21 protein-coding genes and 1 other RNA gene are annotated in these 25148 nt (G+C 36.7%); 12 read left to right on the top strand and 10 right to left on the bottom strand.

All coding sequences use genetic code 11. The features are described 5' to 3' along the window. Positions 1 to 296: 296 nt before the first annotated feature. The gene (locus ACJJVU_RS12440; RefSeq protein WP_405225957.1) at positions 297 to 2834 is read right to left on the bottom strand and encodes a M14 family zinc carboxypeptidase; all 2538 of its coding nucleotides are present in this window, start codon (positions 2832 to 2834) and stop codon (positions 297 to 299) included. 130 nt (positions 2835 to 2964) lie between these two features. Between ACJJVU_RS12440 and ACJJVU_RS12435 the strand changes: the two genes are divergently transcribed. After that, positions 2965 to 4332, top strand: a complete 1368-nt coding sequence (locus tag ACJJVU_RS12435; RefSeq protein WP_405225954.1) for a hypothetical protein — start codon at positions 2965 to 2967, stop codon at positions 4330 to 4332. Here ACJJVU_RS12435 and ACJJVU_RS12430 read toward each other — a convergent pair. After that, positions 4319 to 4792 (bottom strand): hypothetical protein, encoded by a 474-nt coding sequence (locus ACJJVU_RS12430; protein ID WP_405225951.1) that lies wholly within the window; start codon positions 4790 to 4792, stop codon positions 4319 to 4321. The genes ACJJVU_RS12435 and ACJJVU_RS12430 overlap by 14 nt on opposite strands. 251 nt (positions 4793 to 5043) lie before the next feature. On the opposite strand from ACJJVU_RS12430, the gene ACJJVU_RS12425 reads away from it, so the two are divergent. The 7 genes from ACJJVU_RS12425 (at position 5044) to ACJJVU_RS12395 (ending at position 12322) form a co-directional block, all read left to right on the top strand. After that, positions 5044 to 6432: a tetratricopeptide repeat protein gene (locus tag ACJJVU_RS12425; protein WP_013749724.1), complete on the top strand. Its 1389-nt coding sequence runs from the start codon at positions 5044 to 5046 to the stop codon at positions 6430 to 6432. A gap of 79 nt (positions 6433 to 6511) precedes the next feature. Then, entirely contained in the window at positions 6512 to 7486 is a 975-nt protein-coding gene (locus ACJJVU_RS12420; protein ID WP_405225946.1) for a DUF368 domain-containing protein, read from the top strand. Further along, positions 7476 to 8498: a DUF368 domain-containing protein gene (locus ACJJVU_RS12415; protein ID WP_405225943.1), complete on the top strand. Its 1023-nt coding sequence runs from the start codon at positions 7476 to 7478 to the stop codon at positions 8496 to 8498. The genes ACJJVU_RS12420 and ACJJVU_RS12415 overlap by 11 nt, the downstream gene beginning before the upstream one ends. Beyond that, complete coding sequence (locus tag ACJJVU_RS12410) at positions 8470 to 9258, top strand: shikimate dehydrogenase family protein (RefSeq protein ID WP_379953037.1); 789 nt, start codon at positions 8470 to 8472, stop codon at positions 9256 to 9258. Before ACJJVU_RS12415 ends, ACJJVU_RS12410 begins: the two co-directional genes overlap by 29 nt. 78 nt (positions 9259 to 9336) lie before the next feature. Further along, positions 9337 to 11355, top strand: coding sequence for a DUF349 domain-containing protein (locus tag ACJJVU_RS12405; protein WP_405227517.1), 2019 nt, complete (start codon positions 9337 to 9339; stop codon positions 11353 to 11355). Between the two features lie 62 nt (positions 11356 to 11417). Next, positions 11418 to 11549 carry a hypothetical protein gene (locus tag ACJJVU_RS12400; protein WP_405225940.1) on the top strand — a complete coding sequence of 44 codons (132 nt, stop codon included), beginning with the start codon at positions 11418 to 11420 and terminating at the stop codon, positions 11547 to 11549. Between the two features lie 227 nt (positions 11550 to 11776). Then, positions 11777 to 12322, top strand: a complete 546-nt coding sequence (locus ACJJVU_RS12395) for a SixA phosphatase family protein (RefSeq protein ID WP_405225937.1) — start codon at positions 11777 to 11779, stop codon at positions 12320 to 12322. Here the strand turns inward: ACJJVU_RS12395 and ACJJVU_RS12390 are convergent. Then, a complete protein-coding gene (locus ACJJVU_RS12390; RefSeq protein ID WP_405225934.1) occupies positions 12319 to 13071 on the bottom strand; it encodes a DUF6503 family protein in 753 nt (250 codons plus the stop codon). The genes ACJJVU_RS12395 and ACJJVU_RS12390 overlap by 4 nt on opposite strands. 183 nt (positions 13072 to 13254) lie before the next feature. On the opposite strand from ACJJVU_RS12390, the gene smpB reads away from it, so the two are divergent. The 3 genes from smpB (at position 13255) to ACJJVU_RS12375 (ending at position 17029) form a co-directional block, all read left to right on the top strand. Then, a complete protein-coding gene (smpB, locus tag ACJJVU_RS12385) occupies positions 13255 to 13716 on the top strand; it encodes an SsrA-binding protein SmpB (protein WP_405225931.1) in 462 nt (153 codons plus the stop codon). Between the two features lie 78 nt (positions 13717 to 13794). Further along, on the top strand, positions 13795 to 14529 hold the full coding sequence (locus ACJJVU_RS12380; RefSeq protein ID WP_405225928.1) for a hypothetical protein: 735 nt from the start codon (positions 13795 to 13797) through the stop codon (positions 14527 to 14529). 22 nt (positions 14530 to 14551) lie between these two features. Continuing rightward, positions 14552 to 17029, top strand: a complete 2478-nt coding sequence (locus ACJJVU_RS12375; RefSeq protein ID WP_405225925.1) for a DUF5686 and carboxypeptidase regulatory-like domain-containing protein — start codon at positions 14552 to 14554, stop codon at positions 17027 to 17029. A 4-nt stretch (positions 17030 to 17033) separates the two neighbouring features. Here the strand turns inward: ACJJVU_RS12375 and ACJJVU_RS12370 are convergent, their stop codons facing one another. The 3 genes from ACJJVU_RS12370 to ACJJVU_RS12360 all read right to left on the bottom strand — a co-directional run bounded on the left by ACJJVU_RS12370 (position 17034) and on the right by ACJJVU_RS12360 (position 20535). Continuing rightward, positions 17034 to 18590: a hypothetical protein gene (locus ACJJVU_RS12370; protein ID WP_405225922.1), complete on the bottom strand. Its 1557-nt coding sequence runs from the start codon at positions 18588 to 18590 to the stop codon at positions 17034 to 17036. 45 nt (positions 18591 to 18635) lie between these two features. After that, positions 18636 to 19382 carry a carboxypeptidase-like regulatory domain-containing protein gene (locus ACJJVU_RS12365; protein ID WP_405225919.1) on the bottom strand — a complete coding sequence of 249 codons (747 nt, stop codon included), beginning with the start codon at positions 19380 to 19382 and terminating at the stop codon, positions 18636 to 18638. 91 nt (positions 19383 to 19473) lie between these two features. Continuing rightward, complete coding sequence (locus ACJJVU_RS12360; RefSeq protein WP_405225916.1) at positions 19474 to 20535, bottom strand: glutaminyl-peptide cyclotransferase; 1062 nt, start codon at positions 20533 to 20535, stop codon at positions 19474 to 19476. Between the two features lie 84 nt (positions 20536 to 20619). On the opposite strand from ACJJVU_RS12360, the gene ffs reads away from it, so the two are divergent. Next, positions 20620 to 20718, top strand: an RNA gene (ffs, locus tag ACJJVU_RS12355) — signal recognition particle sRNA small type. 184 nt (positions 20719 to 20902) lie between these two features. Here ffs and ACJJVU_RS12350 read toward each other — a convergent pair. The 4 genes from ACJJVU_RS12350 to ACJJVU_RS12335 form a co-directional block, all read right to left on the bottom strand. Then, entirely contained in the window at positions 20903 to 21487 is a 585-nt protein-coding gene (locus ACJJVU_RS12350; RefSeq protein ID WP_405225913.1) for a hypothetical protein, read from the bottom strand. An 11-nt stretch (positions 21488 to 21498) separates the two neighbouring features. Beyond that, entirely contained in the window at positions 21499 to 22641 is a 1143-nt protein-coding gene (gene ribB / locus ACJJVU_RS12345) for a 3,4-dihydroxy-2-butanone-4-phosphate synthase (RefSeq protein ID WP_013749709.1), read from the bottom strand. Between the two features lie 66 nt (positions 22642 to 22707). Next, positions 22708 to 24363 carry an LptF/LptG family permease gene (locus tag ACJJVU_RS12340; RefSeq protein ID WP_405225909.1) on the bottom strand — a complete coding sequence of 552 codons (1656 nt, stop codon included), beginning with the start codon at positions 24361 to 24363 and terminating at the stop codon, positions 22708 to 22710. A gap of 63 nt (positions 24364 to 24426) precedes the next feature. Further along, positions 24427 to 25146 (bottom strand): outer membrane lipoprotein carrier protein LolA, encoded by a 720-nt coding sequence (locus ACJJVU_RS12335; protein WP_013749707.1) that lies wholly within the window; start codon positions 25144 to 25146, stop codon positions 24427 to 24429. Positions 25147 to 25148: the final 2 nt, after the last annotated feature.

Raw genomic sequence — 25148 nt, 5'->3', positions numbered from 1 at the left:
AATTAGGTGGTTACTTTAAGTTCTTATAGAAAGAAGAAAAATAACGCACATAATGAGAGAACGATTACTGAAACAATGAGAATAGGTTTGTTTTTTATTTCTACTTGCATCTTGGGATAATGTTAGTTATAAACTATAGATGCAAATCTATGTAAAAGGTTGCGTTTGAGAATATTAATTTTCTGTAAGAGTAATCTTAACTAAACGTTTCTTGTAGCAGCTTATTGTGATTTTTAACATCCCGCTTTCGCGAAAGCATAAAAAACACATCTCATTAATAAACCTTGCGCTAGCAATTAATCAATGAGACTCCCAAAAAAGATTGCGTTTAAGAATAGCTTATTTGTTCCATAACAGCTTCCTCTAAAGTTAGGATTATCTGCAAACATCACTATGCGTCCTCGTCCTTTAGGAGAGACCACAATAGATGCGCTCTTTTTCATAAAATCATTGAGGTTTTTGTCAGAAATATAACCATCAATATGTGGCGTTGCCGAATATTGTGCAACAGTGTTATACTCGTTCTTGCTAGGTTGTAACCAGACATTGTTGTTTTTATATACAGGTAGCTTGTCATATCTGTATCCAAAAGCTAGTGGGTGGGTGAGGTCTAGGTCTACTTCAAAAATAGCTCCACCTAGGCGCTCTTTCCCGCGATTAGGTCTTTGATTTACATAGGGCTCTCGCTCAATAGTTTTTGTAGAATCTTTCTTGGCTTCTTTAGTAAGTTTTCCTGTAGCTATTTTTGATTTGATAGCCCAGCTGCTAGCAGTTCCAGAAGTAATCAATGTGTTTCCTTGTGAAACCCATGAAGTTAGATTTTCCTGAAATCGCTTTGATAAATCCCCGTAGCTTCCAGAAACCATTACTACTGTGTTGTACTTGCTTAAATCTACTCTGTTAAGGTTATTACTCATCACCTTTGTAATAGGCATGTGGACACGTGTATCAAGTAAATGCCATATCTCACCAGCTTCGTACGAGCTTGTCCCATCTCCTATAATCATAAGCGCTTTAGGAGTATCCACTTTTTGAAAATTCTGACTACCTAAGTCAATTCCTTTGATGCTAAAGCCAGTATTTGCCGCATAGATAGGAACTTGGAATTGCTGTTGTCCAGATGTAATAATACGATACACTTCTTCTGAAGTTTTTTCTTGACGACTTACAGGCAGCATTAGTGTTCCGTAGTTGAAGTCATGATTACCGCTTGTTGTTTTTGCAGTAAAAGGTTTAAACGCTGTCGCCACCGTTAGACCTTCACGTTGCAAATAGGCAAGCAAAGCAGGCGCATTATAATCATCATAATCGATGAGGTATGCGTAATTTGTTTGTGTTACCGCTTGAACTTTAGTGAGATTATCTATAGACGTAACTTCGCTGCCTAAGTTCGGCGTGCTAGACAATCCTTTGTAACGCATATTGTAAAAATTACCCACAGACCATGCGCTTGCATCATAATAGACACTGTCTCTGTATGTTTTATAAGTTTCAAAGAAAGACTGCACCATTCTTTTTTGTGCTTGTTGTGTAGGTACTACATAACGTCCATCACCTTTATCATATAACTTAATGCGATGCTTAAGTAGCTTATCTATAAAAGCCTTGGTTCTATTTGCGTCATAAGGATCTCCAAACTCATAAGCGGCGGCTTGATCTGTTTTTGCTTTCGCGAAAGCGGACTTAAAAAAATCTTGCTGGTATTTGCGCAAAGTCCCTTTATTCTCTACTGCGGCCTTTACAGTAGCCATCCCAGAGGTGTACTGATTTCTAATGGTAAAAGGGAAACTTATAGTTCCGAAATCTGTGTCTTGAAGATGCCCGCGACTACTTGCTTGTTCAAAAAGAAGTGCCAGTGCTCCCTGAAGATCCGGATATGACGATCCATAACCAGGGTAGGTGCCGTCAAAAGATTCCTTTGTAAAATAAAAACTACCTATCTCATCAAGCGCACTTGAAAAGTAAGGAGCAAAAAGGTTGTTGAGGTCTTCATAGTTTTCCTTGGGCATAATAGGATCCATACTCCCAATAGGTAACATAGGCTCAAAAAAGTGACTGCTGTTTGTTCCCATCTCGTGGAAATCTGTAACTACATTTGGGTACCACTCGTGATACCAATCTAATTTACCACGACTTTCTGGATTTATCGCAAGGAGCCAGTCACGGTTTAGGTCAAACCAGTAGTGGTTAGTACGTCCTCGTGGCCACATTTCTGTATGCTCTGCGTCTATATTGTCAGAAACCAGCGGAGTGCCTTTATAGCTATTTGCCCACTGTGTATGGCGATCACGACCATCTGGATTTATGGTAGGATCTATAAATATGATACTGTTATTTCTATATTTTTCTATTTCTGGATGCTGTGATGCAACGAGCGTGTATGCGGTAAGTAACGCCGCCTCAGAGCTGGATGGCTCATTACCATGTACATTATAACCTAGCTGTATAAAAACGGGAATATCATCATAATTGGTCGCACGTTGCTTGGTATCTACAAAGGCGAGGTGTTGTTTTTTTAGGGCAGGTAAGTTCTCTTGATTTTTGATGTTTGAGACGGTAAGCATCACAAGTTTGCGGTTTTCGTGTGTTCTTCCGTACTCGCTTATGGTTACTCTAGGTGATAATTCGGCTAGTTTTTCAAAATAGGAGACTATCTGATCGTGGCGCGTGTGTTGCTCACCTATTTCATAACCAAGATATTGTGCCGGAGACGGGATTGCCGCGTCAAAAGGTGCGTACTTTCCTATAAAGTACTCTTGTGCGTGTAGTTGAGGCGATAACGCTTTCGCGAAAGCGAGTACTAAAACACTTACAACTAGAATTTTGTATTTCATTTGGATTGGTTTAATTCCTTAAAAATACAGAAATAAATTTTGCACAATCGGTGCCTCAAAAATATTGTTTTTGTGCTACCTTTATTTGTGCACGGTTTTTGATACCTGCTAGACTCATCAAAAAAACGCTATGCGGTACTTTTACATATTCTTGTTTATTTCATCACTTGCAGTTGCACAATCTACACCTATAAAAGGGGTAGTTATCCCACAGGTAACTTTTGATAATGCAACAAATGATTATTCTTTGTTTTTACCAGCAAATTATACGGATACAGCTACGTATCCTGTAGTTGTGATTTATGATGAACTAGGGCGAGGAGCTAGTGCGGTACAGCAGTTTTCTATAGGTGCGGGATTAACTGAGAGTATTGTGGCTAGTCCAAACTACAGGTTAAATGATACCCTTTCTGTAGCCATTGATCAAAGTAAAGAATTTATAGAAAAGCTATCTCAAACGTATGCTGTTAATAAGGATAAAATTATCTTATCTGGATATGGAAGAGATGGTCTTATTGTTACAGCACAAGCACAAGCGGATACATCTATTTATGGAGTCATCGCAATAGGAAATGCATTTTTAGATAAAAAAAGTCTTCGTAGTAATGAGAATCTTAAAATAGCATTGCTATCTCCAGATGAAGGTAGGCAGTATTACAAGTTGAGGTCTTACAGCCGTAATTATGGGCTGAGAAAGAATCTCGTAAGTTATCACACTTATGATGGTATAGTCTGGCCTAGTGCAGGCTACATCGCAGAAGCGCTGACTGCTATTTTGATAGATGAAACTACGAGTGATGAGAAACTTCAATCATATTATAATAGTGATATTGCTTTCGGTAAAACAATGTACCGAAAGCAAGAAGGTCTAGATGCTTATGATTTTGTATCCACGCTTAAAGATAAATATAAAAAGCGCCTTGACATCGACGAGCAAAAAGAGCTTTTGGATAACATCAAGCGACTTAAGAATTATAGATCAGATCGCGATATATATGCTATGTTCAGCTATGGAGAAGATCTCATGGCAGAGGAGTTTCAATATAATATCCGAGAGGATATGAGTAATAGCTACTTTAATAATCTAGGATGGTGGAGTTACCAGATGGACGAACTTGATATACAAATAGACAGTACAGATAATGCAATGATAAAACGCAAGTCGGCTATGCGTTTAAAGAGATTTGTACAATCTGAGGTTGAATTACAGTATAAAATTTTACAGCGTAAGGATACTAAGATTGAGCAATTGCTATTTGCAAACGTATTGAGATCACTTGTAAATCCAAATAATCAGGATGCATTTATTCAATCAATATCCTTAAGTGCAAGGGAAGGTGACGTAAATGCTACATGGTTTTATCTCGAAGAACTTCTCAAAACTGGATATACAGATTATGAGGCGTTGTATAAAATTCCATACACAACCGCAGCTCGCATAAGTAAAGAGTGGAACGAAATTATAAAAGCTTACTTAGGAAAGTCTAAGTACTACTAGAGTTTTGAGCTTCTCTTAGAGCGGTTATTATTGATGGAGCATTGCTAGTGCTTACAAAAAACTCATTCTTTTTATTTTTAGTTTTAATATGGAGATTGCCTCCAGTATGAGTGTTATATAAAGTTCCCTCAGGAGTAAACCTGATACCTATGCCCCAATACCAAGGTATCTTGACACCTCTCGCTGTGGTGATATCTAGGTCATTAATAGCAATCTTTTTATAAAGCAGCCCTACCCCAAAACTAGCAATAGCATACTGACTTGTAATGATGATTTCTAGCTTGTAAAATAATATGAGAATGACAATAAAAAGAAAACAGCAAGCAATTAGCATATAGGGAACGGTATCATTATCAATCCATTGTTCGATGATGAAAAAGGCTATAAGAGCGATAGAAATCGCGCATATAATCGCAATTAGATAAAATGGCTGCGTCTCTTTGTAACGTAATTTTCTCATGATTGATAATGCTCGTTATTTGTAATATTGAAAATTACTGATTTTAAAACATTAACCATAATATGGTTAGCTAGTAGTAGTATTCTGTATTAATAATTGATTTTCAGCGTTGTGACATACATTTTGTCACATATTGTATTTGGCTCGGTTATTGGCTGTTCATTACTATGTTGACAACTAAGTCTTAGTTTTTCAACAGTACTCATAAGTATTATTACATTTATATAAAGTGTAATTCAAAAATGTCGTTTATGGATTTTGGACAAGAAGGAAATAGTATATCGCTTACGCGCTTTGAGTCTATGTTAAAGACTAATGATGTGATATTCTTTGATGCTGAGGAATTTGAGGATATTGCAAATCATTATATTGAAAGTGGTAAGATTGCGCTTGCGCGAAAAGCTGTCAAGTTAGGTCTAGACCAGCATCCTACGTCTTCAAATTTGAGACTCTTTAAAGCCGAACTGTTCATTTTTGAAAATAAATTTGATAAAGCAGATGCTATTCTTACAGAGCTGCACTTGCTAGACCCTCATAACGAAGAAGTTTATATTCAAAAAGCAAATATTTACAGTAAGCAGGACGACCATGAAAAGGCAATCCATCTGCTTGAACAAGCTATAGACCTTACTGACGACCCTGCAGATGTATACTCTCTGATAGGGATGGAATATTTATTTTTAGAAGACTTCCAGAATGCAAAGCTTAACTTCATGAAGTGCCTTGAGGTTGATGATCAAGATTACAGCGCATTATATAATGTGATTTATTGTTTTGATTTTCTAGAAGAGCATGAGGGGGCGATAGATTATCTAAATATGTTTTTAGATAATAATCCGTATTGTGAAGTAGCGTGGCATCAAATAGGGAAGCAATACTTTGGACTTAAGAATTATGAGAAGGCATTGTCGTCTTATGAGTTTGCAATCATTAGTGATGATCGTTTTGTAGGTGCTTATCTTGAAAAAGGAAAAGTATTAGAAAAGCTAGGGCGTTATAATGAAGCGCTCGAAAATTATCAAATCACACTAGAACTAGAAGATCCTACTTCATTTGCGTTACTACGTATGGGTAAATGTTATGATAAGCTAGGAAGCGATGAGCTTGCGATAAAGCACTTTGAACGTTGTGTACATGAAGATCCATTACTAGATAATGGGTGGATGGCAATTACAGATTTTTATCAAAAGAGACTAGATTATCAAAAGGCATTGTTTTTTATAAATAAGGCAATAAATATTGATAGCGATAATGTGTTGTACTGGAAACGCTATGCTACCATTAATCATAAGCTTAAGTTTCTTGAAGCCGCAGAAGAAGGATATCGTCGCACCTTAGAACTTGGTAACTACGAGCTTGAGACATGGTTACAGAGAAGTGATATTCTTGTGCAATTAGGAGAGCCAGATGCCTCCATTACAAATCTCACCCAAGCAATGGAGTTTTATCCAGAAAGCGCAGAGATTGCTTTTAGACTTGCAGGTCTTAACTATAGTAATGGTAATGATATCCAAGGACGTTATTTTTTAATTAACGGTTTAAAGATAGAACCGGAATTCTCTATTATCTTAGGCGAACTATTCCCTTATGCTGCAAGTAAAAAAGAAGTGCTTGAGCTAGTACAGCAGTACTTAGGTTAATACTATTCTAAAATCTTGATTAAATGTAGGTGCTTATTGTGAAAGCTAGTATTTTAGCTTGACTCGAAAAACGAACCCTATGCCGAAACCATCAGCTTCCTATTTATTTGTAATACTAAAAGGTATGGCCATGGGAGCGGCAGATGTTGTTCCAGGAGTATCTGGAGGAACTATCGCATTTATATCTGGAATCTATCAAGAACTTATTGAAACGATTGATAAGTTAGATTTTGGTGTTCTTAAAGTGTGGAAGAAAGAAGGAATCAAAGCAGCTATCGAGCAGTATAATCTTAAATTTCTAGGAAGCCTTTTTCTTGGTGTTGCCATCAGTATCTTATCACTAGCACGCGTTTTTAAATATTTACTAGAAGTGTACCCTATAATAGTATGGTCATTCTTTTTTGGCTTAGTACTCGCTAGTATTTTGTACATAGGTAAACAAATCACTAAGTGGAATCCCACAGTAATTGTAGCACTAATTCTAGGAGTAGCTGTAGCTTACTTCATAACCATTGCCGCACCTTCTGAAGCGCCAAACGTATGGTGGTTTTATTTCCTTTCTGGCTGTATTGCTATTATAGCAATGATACTTCCTGGAGTTTCTGGTTCATTTATATTAGTGCTGTTAGGTTCGTATGGAATGGTGCTAGGAACCATTACAGATGCTCAAGATGCTTTGTTAGCAAAGGATTGGGCACTACTACGAGCTGCAATATTTAAAATTTTTCTTTTTGGAATGGGTTGTATTGTTGGGCTCAAGTTATTTTCAAAAGTGCTTAAATGGATGTTTGAACATAAAAAGCAAATCACGCTAGCTGTACTTACTGGCTTTATGATTGGTTCGCTCAATAAAATATGGCCTTGGAAGGAAGTGCTATCTACTCGAATAGATAGACACGGAGAAGAGGTTCCTGTAGAGGCTGTAAGTATTTTACCATCTTCTTTTGATGGTAATCCTCAGGTGCTGTATGCGGTTGTATTTGCCGTAATTGGTTTTGCACTAATCTTACTACTAGAAAGAGCTGCGGTTAAAAAAAATGTATATGCAGACTGAGACTAGATCACTTTCTGATAAAGTCTGGCTAGTCCTTAAAGGGCTGGCTATGGGTGCCGCAAATAAGGTGCCTGGAGTTTCTGGAGGTGTAGTCGCATATGTAGCAGGTTTTTATGAAGAGTTTATTTACTCACTTCAAAAAGTTAATGGTAAAGCATTGAAATTGCTATTTAGTGGTAGGTTCAATAGTTTCTGGAGGTATATAAATGGGAAGTTTTTAGGGCTACTTATACTTGGTATGCTTATCAGCTATTTTAGCGTATCGCTATTATTAGATATCGCCATTCGCAATTATCCTTTACTCGTTTGGAGCGCTTTTTTTGGGATGATTATAGGTTCCATTTATTATATCGCAAAGGATTTTGAAGAGTGGACTAGACGTAACATCATGATGCTTGTTGCGGGAATTATATTTGGAGTTGCTATAAGTCTTATGGAGCCAGCTCAAGAAAATGACAACCTGTTTTTTGTATTTATATGTGGGATTATTGGCGTTTCTGGTATGACATTGCCAGGACTCTCAGGCTCATTTATTCTTATACTTCTAGGTAATTATGTGCTACTTCTTGTAGATGCCGTAAATGCACTTTTTGTGACGATGACGAGTGTTTTTGGAGGTGATTTTTCATTCATTGATGATCCAGAGCACATGCGCTTACTTACGGTACTTGTCGTTTTTTCGCTAGGCTCACTTACCGGTTTAGTAACTTTATCTCACTTTTTAAGTTACTTGCTTAAGAAATTTAGATGGGCGACTAATGCTGCAATTCTAGGCTTTATTATAGGTTCTCTTGGCGTTGTTTGGCCCTGGAAACTAGAAGTTTTCAAAAGAAATGAAATAGGAGAGATAGCGATAGATAGAAACGGCAGCCCCATATTAGATAATTACGATCGCTACATGCCTACAGATATTAATATGGAAAATGTACTCGCGGTATTTTTTATTCTCACCGGCATTTTTATGGTCGTGGCATTAGGTAAATATGGAACAAGAACAAGAGCTCGTGGATAAATACGGACTAATAGGAAAAGATATAGGATACTCATTTTCTAGAGGGTATTTTAAAAATAAGTTTGATAAGCTCGAGATAGCGGCAACATATGTGAATTTTGATGTTCCTGAGAAAGAGGCTTTAAAAGATCTTTTTTCTCCCGCTTACGCGAAAGGATATAATGTAACCATCCCATACAAACAGGATGTAATACCACTCGTGGATAATCTTAATGTAGATGCCGAAGCTATTGGAGCTGTAAACACCATAAAAGTTGAAAGCGACGGAACGTTAACTGGCTACAATACTGACTTTATCGGTTTTAGAGATACATTATTAGAGCACTTTGGAGACTCTCTTTTTGTAGATTTTGGCACGCCAAGCTTTAAAAGTAGAGATTTAAAATGCCTTATTTTAGGAACAGGAGGAGCATCAAAGGCGGTACACTATGCAATGAAACAGCTAGGTGTTCAATGTGTTTTTGTTTCGCGAAAGCGTAAAGAATCAACAATAACCTACGAAGATTTAGATAGAGAACTCATCGAGAGCCAGACTTTTATAGTGAATACAACTCCGCTAGGCACCTATCCGGATGTAGAGGAATCTCCAGATATTCCATATTTATTTTTAAATGAAACACATGTTGCATTTGACTTGATTTATAATCCGGCAGAGTCTTCTTTTTTACGATATGCAGGCGAGCAAGGAGCGACCATAATTAATGGTTTGCGCATGCTAGAATTGCAAGCAGAGGCCTCATGGTCAATATGGAACAGCTAGAAAGCTGCATTATGCCCATATGTGCCAGCTAAATAGTATATTTACCTATATTCAAATAGAACCCTAACATTGAAAGAAATGTCTGAAGAGAAGAAACCCCAAGATCCAAGTATTGAAGAGCATCTAGAAGAAACGGCTCCTGCCGCAGATCGCACGATGAATGCAGAAATAGAAGCGCTCGCTGCCGAGGCTAACGATACTGAGCTATCTACAGAGGAAGTAAGTGAAAACGCTGCTGCCACAACAGAAGCTGCACCTGCAGAAACTACAGCAGTTACTGAGGAGGCGCCTGTAGAAAAAAAGGAAGTACCAAAAAAAGATTATACCGTTCTTTCAAAAGAGGAGTTAATTGCAGAGCTGCAATTACTGATCAAAAATGAAAGAGTTACAGATATTAAAGATCAGGTAGAAGAAATTAATACTTTGATTAATGCTCAGTTTGACGCAGCGCAAGAGGAGGCTAAACAAGCATTTCTTGCCGAAGGTGGAAATATTATTGATTTTAGATTTTTCTCACCGCTTAAAAAGGAGTTTAATGAGGTGTATTACGAGTACCGTAATAAGCGTCAGGAGTTTTATGAGCGCAAACGTAAAGATCAAAATGCAAACCTTAGAGAACGTCAGGACTTAATAGAAGAGGTAAAAGCATTGCGTAATGAACTAGGAGGTGCAGAGAGTGTAAACACTACGTTCAATAAATTTAAGGATATCCAAGAACGTTGGAATAATGCAGGTAACATCCCAAGAGATCGTTACAATCTCGTGTGGAACGATTACTACTTCCATATTGATGCATTTTATGAGTTGTTGCACTTAAATCGTGATTTCCGCGATAAGCACTTTAAAGAAAATCTTGATAAGAAATTACTTCTTATAGAAAGAGCAGAAGAGCTAGGAGCAGAGCCTAATATCAATAAAGCCTTTAAAGAATTACAATTACTACACCGCATGTGGAAAGAGGAGATAGGTCCTGTTGCACGTGAGTATAGTGATGAGATCTGGGACAAATTTAGCGTGGCAACAAAGAAAATTCATGATGCACGTGATGAGAAACAGAAAGAAGTAGAGGCTGTATGGGTTCAAAATCTTGAACAGAAAAATGAAATCATTGCAAAAATAAAAGAGGTAGCTCAAGATGATATTAAGGCGCACAAAACGGTGCAAGACAAAATCAAAAAAGTAGAAGCCTTACGTGATGAATTCTTTAAGGCTGGTAAAGTCCCTAAAGAGAATAACGAGGAAACATGGGCCTCTTTTAAAGAAGCAACAAAATTATTCAACCACAAGAAGAATGATTTTTATAAATCTCAAAAGAAAGAGCAATACGATAACCTTGCAAAGAAACAAGCACTTGTGAAAATAGCACAAGAGCACAAGGATAGTGATGACATTCCTGGAACATTAGATGTGATGAAACGCATCCAAGCAGACTGGAAAAAAGTAGGTCACGTACCACGTAAGGATAGCGATAAGATCTGGAAAGAATTTAAAGAAGCGTGTAATCACTTCTTTGATAGAATGAAGGATTCTAAGAAGCAAGCAAATGCTGGTGAGCAAGAAAACCTAGAAAAGAAGCAAGCTTTAATGAAGACTATTAAGGATGCAAAGATGACAGGTGATCGCACCGCAGATCTTGCAGCAATTAAGGCTTTTATAGAAGATTGGAAAGCTATAGGTCGCGTTCCTTATGCAAAGAAGAATATAGATCAAGACTTTAATAAAGTTCTTGATGGTCTTTTCAAGCAACTGGATATAGATAAGAAAGAAGCAGAGCTTATCAAGTATGAAAACCGTATGAGTATTATGGTTGACGATGAAGCAGCTATTGAGAGAGAGCGTTTCTTTATCCGTAAGAAGATTGATGAGGTAAAAGCAGAGATTAATCAGCTAGAGAATAACCTAGGCTTTTTCCAGCACGTGGCAGATGATAACCCTATGGTAGCAGAGGTTCATAAGAACATTGCACGTCATAAGGAAGATTTAAATATGTGGAAATCTAAGTTACGTAAACTCAGAATGGCAATTACAGAAAGCCAGAAAGTAGAGGAGGAAGAAACCGCTACGACTGAGGATACAGAAGATACATCAGATTCATAATTGTAACATTTTGTGTATAGTGTCGTCTTTATAGTATCAATCAATCTTTAAAAATCGACATTATGAAAACTCAAGTACACACAACACAATTACAAGATCCAAGGCAAGGAAGAAATTTAATTTTAGGAGTATATGTAATATTCTCCACATTCTTAATAGCTTCCTATACGCTAGTACAGTATTTCTCTATGTAGAGAAAATGAAAAAAAACACAACGTAAGTTGTGTTTTTTTTTGCGCATAACTCTACGTCTTGCCATACCTATAAATCACAAAATCCGCTTCCAATTATGGAAGCGGATTTTGCTTTTTCATAGCAGATTTTATCTATGTTACTTAAACTAAGTATCAAGACACTATATATGTCGGTTGTTTATAAGAGACCTTACAAAAATGTATCTTTGAGTATAAAATAAATTATTATGATGCGCATTCTATTATTTCTCTTTGTTGTTACTGCAACAACCTTAAGCTGTGATGGTCAGAAAAAGAAGGAATCACCTTCTAACACGATTACAACAAACTATTACTTTATTCGTCACGCAGAAAAAGATTTGAGTGATCCTAGTAATCGTAATCCAGACTTGACAATAGAAGGAGAAGAAAGAGCAGAGCGATGGAAGGCTTATTTTACAGATAAGGATATTGATGCTGTGTACTCAACAGACTATATACGTACAATGCACACTGCAGCACCTACTGCTGTGGCAAATAATGTTGAGATACAATCCTATAACCCAGCAGATTTATATTCAGAAGATTTTAAAATGGATACTGCAGGTAAAAATATCGTAGTGGTAGGTCATAGCAATACCACTCCTAATTTTGCAAATGCTGCATTAGGTGAAAACTCTTTTAAAGATATTGATGAGTCTGAGTATTTCCATCTTTACCACGTACAACTTGTTGTAAATGATGAAACGGGAGAGATAATCGATAGAAAAAATATTTCAACGGTAGTAGACTAGCAATTATCAGGACAGATAGTTACAGTGATATTCTCAAGCTCAATCTTACTTAAAAGATTGAGTTTGTTGTTTTCAAAGAGATTATCAAGCGTGGTAAGCGCAGGAAATTGCTCTTCTGGTTTGTAATTGCGATAATCTACAAAGCGTATTCCTTCTATGATACGTTCATTGTAAGCTTCTCTAAAACGAGTGCCACCTTCAGAAGTTTGATAATTATAAGCAAGATAATTTACGTTGTAATTTTCTTTATGAATCCAGTACATGTACTCATCTTGAAAATCCTCACCACCACCTTCTTGTGCAAATGCTACTTTAATACGGTAATAAGACTCGCCTTTTACGGTAACTTCATCCACTAGATTTTTTCTTACTGCTGGATCATTTAACCCATATGGAAGTACAGAAAAGTAATGAACAGAGTTAACGCTATTTGCATAACGATTTTTCATGCTATCTGCTACTGGGATAGGTGCGCTTTCGCGAAAGCGTACAAATTCTCCATTATCTTTTATAACGTCTTGTTGTACTTGGCATTCAGCATCCGTACAACGTTCTAAAGTGCGTAAACCTTCATTGCGAGTGGCTCTATAGTAGAAATCTCTAAACTTGAAATGAATACTAGCATGTTCAATTTGAGCACCTCCAGAAGCTGCTATGGCCTTATCTACAATCGCTTGTGCAGTAGGTGTTTTTTGAGAACAACTTGTGATAATGAATAATAAGATAATCGCCGAAAGAAATCGAAACATATAAAGGGTTTTCTGAGTGGTGTGGTCGTTAGAAATAATTACTTCTTACAATGGCTTGCGTTAAGGCTACAAAAATACAATCTCTTTGTTGTTAAAAATAAGACTAGGAGTCAAGAGATGATTTTTTTGATTTGAAGATTAATTTCAGGTTAGATTTCTTTTCAACTTTGTACATTTGTTATAATGTCAAATACGGTTAACATAAAGAATAGAAGGGCGCGCTTTGAGTATGAATTACTCGATAAGCTCGTTGCTGGAATCGTACTTGCGGGTACAGAGATTAAAGCAATACGAGAAGGTAAAGCCTCCATCGCAGAGAGTTTTTGTGAGTTTAATGATCATGGAGAAATGTTTGTGATTAATATGACGGTGCAAGAATATTCTCATGCGACGTATTTTAATCATCAGCCTAAGAATCAACGTAAATTATTACTCAACAAACGCGAACTCAAAAAATGGGAACGTGAGCTAAATAAATCAGGTCTTACTATTGTACCACTACGTTTATTTACAAACGAAAAAGGATTTGCAAAGCTTGAAATTGCACTTGCAAAAGGAAAGAAAACCTACGACAAACGAGAAACTATAAAAGATCGAGATAACAAGAAAAACTTAGATCGCATCAAGAAGTCTTTTAATAATTAAAACTCATTTTTTCAGTTTAACATTTTGTTAGGCAACTATTTATAATTTTATAACGTCTTTTATAGAGTACTTTACTCTATGCGTTTAAGATTACTTCTACTCTTATTATTTATCACCTTCCAAGTTGTTGCACAGTTTCCTATGTCTATGCAAGGAAAGGTTACTCTTGAAGATAAAGTTCTAGAGTCTGCTCACGTAACTAATCTCAACTCACAGGGGAGTACCACTACAGATAATAACGGAATATTCTGGCTACAAGTGGATGTGGGTGATGTATTACTTGTATCCCATGTTTCGGCCAAAGAGAAATTTGTTATCATACACAAGCAGCTTGCAAATGAACCTTTGCTGTCTATATCATTAGAAGAACAAAGAAATGAGCTAGATGAAGTGATTATAAAGGAACAGCCGGATATAACAGTACAGAGCGTAGGAATTGTACAGGGAGAACAAAAAATCCCAACTGCAAATGAGCGTAGGTTACATACAGCTGGAGATTTTAAGCCTATTCATCTACTTAGTTTATTAGGTGGCAGTCTACAAGTAGACCCTATAATTAATGCCATCACGGGCCGAACTAAAAAGCTCAAACATTATGTGGAGATAGATAAGCAAATCGCCGTCTATGAGAGTCTGTATGAATATCACGCCTATTTTATAAAAGATAGGTTTGAGATAGACGATACCGAGGTTAAGCGATTTTTTAACGAGTTGGTGGACCACCCAAACATCACAGCATTACTTAAGAAAGATAATGAAGACCAGATTCGTATATGGCTTTGTGCTCAGTACCTTATCTTTAGTAATTCATAATTTTACTTTCTAATACAATCACATGCGCACATACTTTACATTAGTTATTATACTACTCTTTTCCTTTGTTACAGCTGCACAGATTACAGGTACTGTAGTAAGTAAAGAAGGTGAGGCGCTTCCTTTTGTAAATGTGTTTATAGAAAATACTAACCGAGGTACTACCACAAATGGTGATGGGCAATACGCTCTAGAATTACTGGCAATAGATCAAGGAGAAACATTAAATGTCACCTTTCAGTTTCTAGGCTACGCAACGGTTATAAAGGAAGTGGAGGTAAATTCTGGAGAAATGACAGTTTCTGTTGTAATGGATGAATCTTCTACATCCCTAGATGAAGTAATCGTGCAAGCTGGTGTAAATCCCGCAGATCGCATTATACAAGGAGCAATAGCCTCAAGAAAAAAGAATTTACAGAAGATAGGAGCGTATACGGCCTCCTTTTACTCTAGAGGACTGTGGCAGGTAAAAGATGCTCCAGATAAAATTTTAGGTCAAGAAGTAGGTGATCTGGGAGGAGGCTTAGATTCTACACGCACAGGTATAATATATTTAAGTGAGACTATTTCAAATATTAAATATCAGCGTCCAGATAATTTTAGTGAGGTGATTGTAGCTAGCAAAGTGAGTGGTGATGATAATGGTTTTAGCTTTAATACTGCGAGCGATGCAAATTTCTCTTTTTATGAAAATACCCTAGATCTCAATACGCAGATAATTTCTCCTATCGCCAGCAATGCATTTTCTTATTATAAGTATACTCTTGAAGGAACATTCTTTGAAAACGACCAACTCATTAATAAAATAACAGTTGCACCACGCAGAGAAAACGACCGCGTATTTACTGGAACTATCTATATTGTAGAAGATTCATGGCAACTTTATGGCGTAGATTTACAAACGGATGGTAGTGCGATTCAAGTGCCATTTATTGAAAATCTCAACTTTAAGCAGAATTTTAAATATGAGGAATCTCTTAGTCAGTGGGTAAAAATCTCACAAGTCATTGATTTTAGCTTTGGTTTTTTAGGACTTAAAGGTGATGGTAGATTTACAGCAGCTTATTCTGATTATGAGTTTGCTCCTCAGTTTACGAAGGATTCTTTTTCGGCAGAGATTTTGTCTTTTGCAGATCAGGCAAATAAAAAAGATAGTGTGTTCTGGGAGCGCAGTCGTCCCGTGCCTTTAACGTCACTTGAAATAAATGATTATGTAAAGAAAGATAGCATACAGGTTATAAGAAAATCAAAGAAGTACCTAGATTCTATAGATGACCGAGGCAATCGATTTAAGATTACTTCGCCCATCTTTGGATATTCTTATACAGATACTTATAATAAATGGCGATTTGGAATCACGCCACCTATCCAGAATATTCAGTTTAATACCGTTCAAGGTTGGAACGGAACCATGCAGGCAACTTATTCTAGTTGGAGTGATGAAGATTATAGTAAATCTCTTTCCGCTTTCGCGAAAGCGAACTATGGATTCTCAGAAGATCGTTTGCGTTACACATTAGGATTTACTAGGCGTTTTAATCGAACTAATAGAGCCACTATAAGCGCTACGGGAGGAGTTGATATTTTACAAGTAAATAATGCAGACCCTATACGCCCTATTATAAATTCATACCTCACATTAACCCAAGAAGAGAACTTAGCAAAATATTACGAAAAGGAATTTGCACAACTATACTATGGACAAGAAATAGTGAATGGCTTGCGGGCAAACGCCATTATTGCTTACGAGCAGCGTAAGCCTGTTTTTAATACTACAGACCAAACATTCTTCCCGAAAGAAGATCGTGAGTATACCAGTAATAATCCGCTCAATTCTTTTGATACTGAGAACGGAGCTTTTGAAGCGCACTCCATCGGGAAGTTGCTTCTAAGTGCAACGGCAAATTTTGGTCAGAAATATTACAGCTATCCTAGTGGGAAATTCAATGTTACTTCAGAAAAATATCCATCACTTACCTTAGTGTATGAAAAAGGATTTGGAGCTTCTATAGCAGATTATAACTTTGACCAATTTCGTGTTGTCGCTCAGCAGGAGTTTAATGTGAGTAATAAGGGTAGAATGTCTTATGATGTGCGTGCTGGGACCTTCCTAGGCACTGCAAAAGGTGTGAGCTTTATAGATAGACAGCATTTTAATGGTAATCGCTCGCTCTTTTTTGAGCCATCACGCCTCAATCGATTTAATGCCTTACCTTATTATGAACGTAGTACGAACCAAGGGTATGTAGAAGGACATGTTGAGCATAATTTTAGAGGTTGGGTACTAGGAAAGATACCGCTAGTAAATAAACTTAATTTTAATCTTATTGCAGGTGCACACGTGCTTAGCACAAATGAAAGCTCGTTTTATAGAGAATTTACCGTAGGAATAGGAAATGTAGGTTGGGGTAAATTTAGGCTATTACGTTTTGACTATGTGTATGGACAAGGAGCACTAGGAGGGAGTGATGGTGCGTTTTTAATAGGGTTGAGTTTGTAACAAGTTACTCAGGAAACACAACACTTTCATAGGCCCCAAAGTCTGAATTACTTGTGCGGCTCGTGCCTATAATATCTATTGGGAATTGGTTTGAAGCACTTTGAAGTCCGAGACCGTTGCTTGCAGTGTTTTCTCCTACTTGAAGCATGTTTTCTGTAGGCTCAAAGAAATCTGGATCTCCACCTTTTATAATGTCTTGATAGAGGCTTACGTTTGTAAAATCAAATAACGGATTTTCATTAAAATCTCCAAAATCATCATCAAAACGAATCTGAGTATTTGTAAACTTGAAGTTAAACGGAGCGCCGTCATCTTTATTAAAACCTAGCTCCTCATCCTGATTACCGTAGATAATACAATTTGTAAAATTAGCTTGAGCAAGTTCGCCTACTAAAAGAGTGTCCCCACTTAGAAGTGTGTTGTCTATAAATACTGCGGGCGTATTTCTAAAACTTTGCGTCCAGTAATTTGCAAAGGTGCTATGCGTGAAATTGTAGCTACCGCCTAGTTGTATAAGCATAGCAAACTGGCCACAGTTATTAATCACAGTATTAGAAGCCTCCACTACCGAAAATCTATTGAGTAACCCAACAGCAGATGCATTGTAAATCTGAGTGTTGCTAAGTGTTAAACCTGGAGTAGCTGAGTTGTTTGCGCTAGACTCATTGAGAATCCCTACCGTGGCATTTTTAATAGTCGCATGATTGATGGTATTGTTTATACTACCATCTGTAAGTAAGATAGTTCCCCATTGTCCTGGAACATTAGAAAAAACGGGTTCTAGTCTATCGCTTTCAAAAATGACTTCATTTTCAAGAAGCTCGCTATCTGTACTTAATAATCCGTTTACTTGTAGCGACGCGTTGTCTGCAATGAGTAAGCCGCTATCTGCGTGAAAGTGTATGCGTGCGCCAGCTTCTATATTGAGCGTTTTAGCGTCAATTCCATTAGGATCTCCTACAGCCATATATCCATAAATGACATAAGGCTTATCATTTGTAAAAGTAAGCTCATCATCCATGAGATAGCGTCCTTCTAGCGAAGTTTCTACATTATTTACGGTAAGTGTTTCTAGTATTCCAGTAGCTCCATCACGTTCTGGAAAAAGAAATATAGCATCTTTAACCAAGGTTACAAGATCTACTTGTTGCGTTGTTCCTGTGCTATTAAACTCTATAATATCTGTATATAAAAACTCATTAGAACCATCGCCTACACTATTTATATCAAGAGTAGTTTCTACAAAAACAAAGATGCTATCATTTGCAAGAATCTCTACGTTTTCAAAAGTTCTACCAGGCACTCCATCTACGTTGAGTCTATAATTTGAAGATTCACCTAGTCCTAAACGCACACTAGGAATTGAAATATTCTCATCACTGCGGTTATATACTTTAAGATTATAGGTGCTCGAGCCTATGTTTGTAAAAACAGTATCTAAAAAAATAGTATCTCTAGAGAACTCAAGATTACCCGTGCTTGCTGTTGTTTCAAAATCATTACGACAAGAGCTAAAGGTTATAATTCCAGCAAGGACGATGAGTAGGTATATACTGCGCATGTAAATGTAGTTTGTAACAAATATAACGCATTAAGTGTAGTGTTTTTAGTGTCCTTTTTCTTTCTTGAGACGCCTTTTTTCTCTTCTCTCTTCTTTCTTAATTTGTTTGTAATCGAGTATGAGAACTTCTCCTAAAAGCATGTTTTGATCCTCATCTTTAAAATTCACATTTATTTCAAGTTGTGAGCCTACGAGTATTGTACGTGGTTCGTAACCTAAGAAGCTATACTTAATCGTTTCTCCAGGATACACTTTGAGACTATAATTTCCTTCAAAATCTGTTTGATAAGCTCTTGAAGTTCCATGAACGGTTATGTTCACTCCAGGAAGCGGGTCAGTCATGTCGGTCACTTTACCTGTTATTGTTACTAGTTTTTGTGGAGTTTTATGCTTTCGCGAAAGCGAACCAATTCCTAAACTGTCATACGCAGTAATAGGTAATTCAACGGGTGCTATGTCTCCAGTAATAAAAATCTCTTCTGTGGTTTGAGATACTGCTTCTGCAGCCGAAAATGTCGCGATAGGCACTAACAAAGAAGCTGCATATTGGGCAAAACTGCGGCCTTTATGACGAGTTAATGATAGGGGAGTACCTAGCTGGTCTTTTCTAAAACGACCACAAATGGAATCTCCACTCACTATATGATCACGTAATTGTGTTGTAGTGTGTGATGTAAAATCAATGACCTCTTTACTACATACAGCACAGTGTTTTCCTTGCTCTGTAGGAGTCATTGAAGTCCAGTCTTCATGACATGGCTTTGGGATTGTAATGGCGATAGGCTTTTTCATAATGTCTTGATTAACTGATGTAAATCTAGTTAATCAAGCATCTTGCCAATAGTCATAATGAGTGAACTGCCTTTGTGAATGAGGGAACTTCTTACTTTTCTACAATCTCTATTTCAAATAAGGTGTTCCAGTGTTTTCCAGTTACAAATAGACGACCTTCATTTGCTTTATAAGCGATTCCATTAAGAACTTCGTTTGCTGGGTCTAGTCCCGATTGAACTTCTTTATTAAGTCCTTTCAAATTTATAAGAGCCTCTAATGCGCCAGTTTTTGGATCAATAATAGCTATCGACTCTCGCTGGTAGGTGTTTGCGTAAATTTTTCCATCAATAAATTCAAGTTCATTTAATTGAGACATAACTCCATTGTTGTGCGTAGGCTCAATATATGATTGCTCAGAAAGGTTAGCAGGGTCTAGCGTCCAGATTTTACTAGTTCCGTCAGACTTATAAATAACCGTACCATCATTTGTAAGTCCCCAGCCTTCTTTACTTTGATTGTAAGCAAATGTACCAGTCCTCTCGAAGGTATCTTTATTGTAGATAAAGCCTGTATTTTCCTGCCATGTGAGTTGGTAGATATTGTCTCCTATAATCGTCATTCCTTCTGCAAAATAAGAGTTGTCTAGCTTTACTTCTTTAAGTACTTCGCCAGTTTTATAGTCAAGTTTTCGCAGTGTAGACTCGCCATAGCTTCCATTACTTTCATAAAGAGTATCTCCTACAAATTCTAATCCTTGTGTGTAAGCATCTGTTTGGTGTGGATATCTATTTATGATTTTATAACCATATACTTTAGGAGCTTTAGTGTGCAGTATATTTATTTTTTGAGTAGCAGTTGTAGTTCCATCTGGAGTAGAGATGGTTGCGGTTAAAGTTCTGCCGCCTAATTTTGGCGAAGTAAGCGTAGTGATATATTTACCGCTGTCTTTATTACTACCTAAGCGCTGTCCGTCAAGATCATAAACGACAGAGTCTATTGCGATATTTTTTTTCGCTTTAAGCGAAATAGCAATCTCTCCACCATTTTTTATAGAATTTTTAATGGCACTAGTCTCGATTGTGAAGTTTCCATTTAGTGATCCTTTATCACCACAGCCTATGATGAGAAGTGGTAAAAGTAATAGAATGAGGTGCTTAGCGTATGCTGTCATGTGATGTTGAATTTTAAGGCAATTTAAAACAAAAAATCGGGCAAAAAAACCTTGCGACTTCTCAAAGAAGCTATATCTTTGCAGCGGCAAGTCCTACACAACCAGCTCCTGTCGAATCCCCCAGGGTGGGAACGCAGCAAGGGTAGATGGTCGTAGCGGTGTGATGTAGGTAGCTTGCCATTTTTTGTGCGCACAAGTCAAGCAATTTGACACTATATATAAAGAATCCCAAATTTCATAAGCTATTGAAATTTGGGATTTTGTTTTTTACGCTTTTGCGAAAGCGTAATTGTACCTCAAAAAAAAGCCATCTCAATGTGAGATATGAAAGCTTTCATTTATATAATGATTAGAATATTGTTCAGAGTTAATTGTTACAATGCTCAATATATAAGTTTGTAATAGCCGATAAATTCATTTTAGAAATTTTATTTTGTCTCATTATTTTTAAAAGCTCTGGGCAATTTTCGTAAAAGTTTTTAAACCTTTTTCTCCAGCCTTTATAACCAAACCCATGCATGAAAATTAATTCATGAAGATACTCTTCGTTTTTTCTTTTTATGCGAACACTAATACCTTTGTTGAACTTTTCCCGTCTTAAAGAGTCGGAATAGTTTTTTTTAAAAGGATTATAGCTTTCGTAAATTTCAAAATCTCCTCTGTCATAATACTTTATTCCAAACCATGTTGTTTTAATTTTATCAGTAGGAGTGCGAAGTATCGAATGCTTTTCTTGAAGAGAGTCAGATAAAAGAGTGAAATATTCAATATCTGTAGCTTTTATATTTTTCTTGGTTTGTTTTCCATAGAATATGTCCTTTTTCTGTATAAAAAAATCTATGTTTTCACTGCCATCTTTTAAGGTAACGTTTAATAGTCCCCTTTGTTGACCGGTCGAAGTAGTCGTAAAAAAGATAAATAAAGTGAATATAAAAAAATTAAAAATTTTCATGGTATACTTTTTTAATACCCTACACGTTCTACAATCTCAAGACCGTAGCCTACGATGCCTATACGTTTAAGGCCTTCACTATTAGTCATTAGTTTTACTTTTGATATGCGCAGGTCATGTAAGATTTGTGCGCCTATGCCAAAATCTTTTGAGTCCATCACTACGTTAGGAGCTTTCATTTCTCCTTCCTTTTGTAATGTTTTTAGTTCACTTAATCTTCCTAAAAGATTTGCACTTGCATTCTCTTGATTTATAAAGACAATTGCACCTTTTCCAGCTTCATTTACCGCACGAAACATATCGTCTAGTTTTGCATCTGGATTGTTTGTAAGTGTGCCTAACAGGTCATTATTAATTTGAGTTGAGTTTACTCTTACAAGTACGGGCTCATCATCTTCCCAGCCACCTTTAGTAAGAGCTATGTGAACGGTGTCATTAGTAGTTTGCTCGTACGCTCTTAGTCTAAAATCTCCAAAACGTGTTTTAATCTCAAAGTCCTCTTTTTTATCAATAAGGCTATCGTGATTCATACGATAAGCCACGAGGTCTTCAATAGAGACTATCTTTAGATCAAATGTTTTGGCAACTTCTAGAAGCTGTGGTAATCTAGCCATTGTTCCGTCTGCATTCATGATCTCCACAATAACTCCTGCAGGTTTGAAACCAGCGAGTCTTGCAAAATCAATCGCAGCTTCAGTATGTCCAGTACGACGTAGTACACCTCCTTCTTTCGCTTTAAGCGGGAAGATATGTCCTGGTCTACTTAAATCGTAAGGTTTTGTATTTGGGTTTATTAGTGCCTGTACTGTTTTTGATCTATCTGAGGCAGATATTCCAGTTGTAACTCCATTGCCTTTAAGATCTACTGATACGGTAAAAGCAGTCTCCATAGGATCTGTATTACTCGTCACCATCATGTTGAGATGTAACTCTTCACAACGATCTTCTGTAATAGGCGTGCATATAAGACCGCGACCATGAGTAGCCATAAAATTGATCATTTCTGGTGTCACTGCTTCTGCAGCAGCTAGAAAATCTCCTTCATTCTCACGATCCTCATCATCTACTACAATGATTACTTTACCATTTTTAATATCTTCAATGGCTTCTTCAATAGTATGTAGTTGGATGCTTGTAGATGCTGTCTTTTGCATAGGTAATATTTTGTACAAAGATACGGGAACACCTTTGTTTTGTATGTAAGTTTTAAGCGCAAAAAGTTATTTGCTGTCTTGATAATATCCTTGAACTCTTAGGTGTTCTATAGTGATGCCTAATTGATCAAGTCTGTCTATGGCGGCTAAACGCATATCGTTAGAGTACCCTAGATCTTTGTAATTTTTTACTACGTCCTTAAGTTGATTAGAAGAAAAGGAGTCTAATAATTGTATCTCGTCTTCCGTGAGAACGTATGATTTATCTACTGTAGGAGTGATGATGGTCTCTTCCTTCTTTTTAGCAAATAATCTTTTAATAGGCTTAGGAATAATATCTACGTCAAAGATTCCTTGGTCTGTAGTTGCTCTATAAGTAAGGTAAACACCTAGTGGTAACAATATAAATGTACTGAGCCAACTAGCAAAAAATGGGCTTATAGAGTTGTTTTCTGAACTGTTTTTTGCAAAGATTCCTATAAAATGGAATGTGAGAAATAGAACTACGCCAATTACAATAGGAAGTCCTAATCCTCCTTTACGAATGATTGCACCTAGAGGGGCACCTACAAAGAAGAGTAGAATACAGCTAAACCCTAACACGTACTTTTCGTGCAGAGAGATTTCAAATTTACTCAGGCGCTTTACATCTACTTTGAGTTTGTTCTTTCGATTCTCAAGATCTGCGACAGTGTTGTTTAAATTAGACTTTGCAATTTCTAATATACGCACACGATCTTTTACTTCATAATTTTCTAGCAGCGTGTCTTTAACCACCTTATCTTGAGCAGTAACTCCAGAATATAGAGAGTCTAGTGATGTTAAGTTTGCCTTGTGTATATACTTATCGCTAAAGGTAGTTCTATCTTCCACATAACGCTTTGATAGCTCTATGATGCTAGAGTCTAGTAAGACGATATTCATCATCTGGTAGCTGTTATTGATATCCTTATCGTCTAGGTCAACAGCATCTAGCTCACTCAAGTCAATATTAAGTGTGTATGTCTCAAAATAACTCTTTGCAAAAGGTTCTTTCTTGCGCTCCTTATAATCTTTCTTTTGAACTTCGGTATAGTAATTACCGTCCGTAAGTTTTAAGGAAAGCGTAGGGGAGTCTATAGAACTTATGAGTTCGCCTTCAGAAGCGATAATAACGGTATAGTTTCCTAGTCTTCCTTTTTCGGCTTGATGAATTACAATGTCTCTGAGGTATTGATCTCTATCGCCATATTTCTCAGCCACACGCATATTAAAATCTTCTGTAATCTCGTTAAACTGTCCGCTACGTATAAGCATGGCAGGTTTAAGTTTACCTATATTTCTACGTAAATTTCTGAACTCAATTTGAGAAGCAGGGATTACATGATTTGCAAATAGAAAGGAAGATATCGCAAGAAAAATCACAAAATAAATGACGCTCTTCATCGCGCGTTGTAGTGAGATTCCAGTAGATTTCATTGCTGCAAACTCATAGTTTTCGGCAAAGTTACCGAAGGTCATGATACTTGTAAGAAGAACCGATAGTGGAAGTACTAGGGTTACAAGACTAGGCATCGCAAAAAGTAAGAACTTTATAATGACATCAAAGTCAAGGTCTCTACCTGCTAGTTCTTGTATATATAACCAGACACTTTGTAAAACAAAAATGAACATCAAAATAGTGAAGATGCTCAGGAATGTTCTTACGAACGTAAAAAGAATATATCGGTCTAGTATTTTCATGTAAAAAGCTGAGGGCGCAAACAAAAATAAGAAGTCTGCGCCCTTGCTACTAGTATTATACTATTATAATTTATTGATGTAATAATCTGCGTACTTTGTCTTATCAAAAACAAATACATTCTTTGCCAAAGGTTGATTAGGCTTAAATGAATTTACAGTAATAGTCACTTTAGTACCATTCTTTTGTGTAATAATAAGCTTGTGAATATGCTTAGTCTGTGCATCTACACCAAGTAACGTATATTTTACGTCACTATTAGAGTCCATAGGAGTAAGCTTTACAAACTGTATTTCTCTACCGTTTACTTTTTGTACAATGTCCATCTTCTGAGTGTAACCTTCATTAAAGAAGGATAACATTTTTGAAGGTGTGATTGCATTTTCATCTTGATCACTCATTGCACTAATGGTGATTTCCTCATCTTCAGGAACAATAGTATAAACGTTTTTTCCATCAAATAATTGCGTAGTCCCCATAAGAGATAGCTTGTAGTTGTTACCAGCCATTACTACATTTCCTTTAGTCTCTTGATTTACACCTTCGGCTTCATTACTTAAGGCATATTTAAAATCAATAGCGATGTTGTCATAGCTTTTTACCTTGGTGTCTACCTCTTTAAGAAGGGTTTGTGCTGTTTGCGCTTTCGCGAAAGCGGTCATAAATAATAACAATACCACAGGCATTGCACGTTTTGCAAATTTGCGGTAACCTTTTACTGCGACAGGAACTAATACTTTCTTAAAAAGGATAGGAGCCAGCCAAAAAATAAGTTTCTTTTTCATTT

Origin of the sequence: Dokdonia sp. Asnod1-B02 (genome assembly GCF_045063955.1) — a bacterium.
GTDB lineage: Bacteria > Bacteroidota > Bacteroidia > Flavobacteriales > Flavobacteriaceae > Dokdonia.
This window is presented reverse-complemented; position numbering and strand designations above follow the sequence as displayed.

Excerpts from the sequence above, each read along its gene's own strand:
- ACJJVU_RS12400 (WP_405225940.1), top strand. The coding sequence starts at position 11,418 with ATGAAAACTCAAGTACACACAACACAATTACAAGATCCAAGGCAAGGA.
- ACJJVU_RS12365 (WP_405225919.1), bottom strand. The coding sequence starts at position 19,382 with ATGAAAAAGCCTATCGCCATTACAATCCCAAAGCCATGTCATGAAGAC.
- ACJJVU_RS12420 (WP_405225946.1), top strand. The coding sequence starts at position 6,512 with ATGCCGAAACCATCAGCTTCCTATTTATTTGTAATACTAAAAGGTATG.
- ACJJVU_RS12380 (WP_405225928.1), top strand. The coding sequence starts at position 13,795 with ATGCGTTTAAGATTACTTCTACTCTTATTATTTATCACCTTCCAAGTT.
- ribB (WP_013749709.1), bottom strand. The coding sequence starts at position 22,641 with ATGCAAAAGACAGCATCTACAAGCATCCAACTACATACTATTGAAGAA.
- ACJJVU_RS12410 (WP_379953037.1), top strand. The coding sequence starts at position 8,470 with ATGGAACAAGAACAAGAGCTCGTGGATAAATACGGACTAATAGGAAAA.
- ACJJVU_RS12390 (WP_405225934.1), bottom strand. The coding sequence starts at position 13,071 with ATGTTTCGATTTCTTTCGGCGATTATCTTATTATTCATTATCACAAGT.
- ACJJVU_RS12360 (WP_405225916.1), bottom strand. The coding sequence starts at position 20,535 with ATGACAGCATACGCTAAGCACCTCATTCTATTACTTTTACCACTTCTC.
- ACJJVU_RS12425 (WP_013749724.1), top strand. The coding sequence starts at position 5,044 with ATGGATTTTGGACAAGAAGGAAATAGTATATCGCTTACGCGCTTTGAG.
- ACJJVU_RS12395 (WP_405225937.1), top strand. The coding sequence starts at position 11,777 with ATGATGCGCATTCTATTATTTCTCTTTGTTGTTACTGCAACAACCTTA.
- ACJJVU_RS12405 (WP_405227517.1), top strand. The coding sequence starts at position 9,337 with ATGTCTGAAGAGAAGAAACCCCAAGATCCAAGTATTGAAGAGCATCTA.
- ACJJVU_RS12350 (WP_405225913.1), bottom strand. The coding sequence starts at position 21,487 with ATGAAAATTTTTAATTTTTTTATATTCACTTTATTTATCTTTTTTACG.
- ACJJVU_RS12415 (WP_405225943.1), top strand. The coding sequence starts at position 7,476 with ATGCAGACTGAGACTAGATCACTTTCTGATAAAGTCTGGCTAGTCCTT.
- ACJJVU_RS12435 (WP_405225954.1), top strand. The coding sequence starts at position 2,965 with ATGCGGTACTTTTACATATTCTTGTTTATTTCATCACTTGCAGTTGCA.
- smpB (WP_405225931.1), top strand. The coding sequence starts at position 13,255 with ATGTCAAATACGGTTAACATAAAGAATAGAAGGGCGCGCTTTGAGTAT.
- ACJJVU_RS12335 (WP_013749707.1), bottom strand. The coding sequence starts at position 25,146 with ATGAAAAAGAAACTTATTTTTTGGCTGGCTCCTATCCTTTTTAAGAAA.
- ACJJVU_RS12440 (WP_405225957.1), bottom strand. The coding sequence starts at position 2,834 with ATGAAATACAAAATTCTAGTTGTAAGTGTTTTAGTACTCGCTTTCGCG.
- ACJJVU_RS12375 (WP_405225925.1), top strand. The coding sequence starts at position 14,552 with ATGCGCACATACTTTACATTAGTTATTATACTACTCTTTTCCTTTGTT.
- ACJJVU_RS12340 (WP_405225909.1), bottom strand. The coding sequence starts at position 24,363 with ATGAAAATACTAGACCGATATATTCTTTTTACGTTCGTAAGAACATTC.
- ACJJVU_RS12370 (WP_405225922.1), bottom strand. The coding sequence starts at position 18,590 with ATGCGCAGTATATACCTACTCATCGTCCTTGCTGGAATTATAACCTTT.
- ACJJVU_RS12430 (WP_405225951.1), bottom strand. The coding sequence starts at position 4,792 with ATGAGAAAATTACGTTACAAAGAGACGCAGCCATTTTATCTAATTGCG.